1 protein-coding gene is annotated in these 1596 nt (G+C 40.0%); it reads left to right on the top strand.

Annotated elements, in window-relative coordinates:
• Positions 1-1451, top strand: a 1451-nt coding sequence (locus ACYQ35_RS07930; protein WP_459832014.1) for an IS1182 family transposase, incomplete at its 5' end; no start/stop codon positions are given.
• Positions 1452-1596: the final 145 nt, after the last annotated feature.

Here is a 1596-nt window from a genome sequence, read left to right as displayed (position 1 = left end):
AGGCTTACTCTGCCAAAGGCAGAAATCCAGCAGTTGATCCAAAGACCATGTTCAAGATTCTTACCTACGCTTATTCTCAAAACATCTATTCTTCGAGAAAAATTGAAACTGCCTGTAAACGGGACATCAACTTTATGTGGCTGCTAGCCGGACAGAAAGCCCCTGACCACAGTACGATTGCTCGTTTTCGTACCGGTTTTCTTGCAGATGCCTGCGAAAATCTTTTTTACCAAATGGTAAGACGCTTGGAAGAGGCAGGGGAACTGTCAAAGGAAACAGTATTTATTGACGGAACTAAATTAGAAGCCTGTGCAAATAAATATACCTTTGTCTGGAAAAAATCTGTGGGAAAATGGGAAGAAAAAATGTTCAGGAAGATACAGGAGGCAATACAGCATCTGAACAGAGAATATATGAAGGATTTTTCGGTTGCTTCGGAAACAAAGACACCGGATTTACAGAAAATCGTTTGTTTTTTAGAAGAACGCTGTCGAACAGACCACTCCGTTTTTGTTCATGGACGTGGAAAACGGAAAAGCAGAAACCAACGGTATTTTGAACTTTTTCACAGCTTTCTGGAACGGCAGACCGTTTATGACTGGCATACGGCAAACTTTCAGGGAAGAAACAATTATTGCAAAACAGATCCTGATGCAACCTTTATGCACATGAAAGACGACCATATGAGAAATGCACAGTTAAAGCCCGGGTATAATGTACAGATCGCAGTAGACAGTGAATATATCGTGGCAACGGATATTTTTCAGGATCGGAATGATGTCTGGACATTAGTTCCGTTCTTAAAGACAATGGAGAGGAACCTGGGGTTCCGTTATCCGAGCGTAACCGCCGATTCCGGATATGAAAGCGAAGAAGCGTATACTTATCTAAGAAGTGCAAAGCAGAAGCCATACATCAAACCACAGACTTATGAGAAATGGAAGAAGCGAAACTTTAAGCAGGATATCAGCAAACGGGAAAATATGGGATATGATGAAAAGACGGATACCTACACCTGCCATGCCGGGAAAACGCTATTTCCCATTTTTATGAAAAAACAGAAAAGCAAGAGCGGTTATGAATCGGAAGTAACCGTTTATGAATGCGAGGATTGTACCGGCTGCCCCTATAAAGAAAAATGTACCAAAGCAAAAGGGAATAAACGGTTATATGTTTCTAAAAGTTTTCTGGAGAAGCGTCAGGAATCCTATAAAAATATCCTAAGTGAAACAGGGATTAAATACCGCATGAACCGTTCCATTCAAGTAGAGGGGGCATTTTGGGTTTTGAAGAATGATTATGAATTTCAAAGATTTCTACTCCGTGGAAAAAGCAAGGTAAAACTAGAAATTCTTTTGCTTTGTATGGGTTATAATATCAATAAACTGCATGCTAAAATCCAAAAGGAGCGTACAGGAAGTTACCTTTTTCTAGTTAAAGAAACTGCCTAAAAAGCCATAAAACAGAGGCATTATTAAAGTACGCCAAAATCCGGAAGGAATCCTTTTATTTGGGGAATCTTTTCGGATTTTTTGATATGTATAGAGCGAGGGTGCCGCTCAATCATCTAATTTGATGATTTTGCGACACCCCCTT

Source organism: Faecalimonas hominis, from assembly GCF_054660755.1.
Note: the sequence above shows the minus strand (reverse complement) of the source record. Positions and strands in the feature narration are given on the sequence as shown.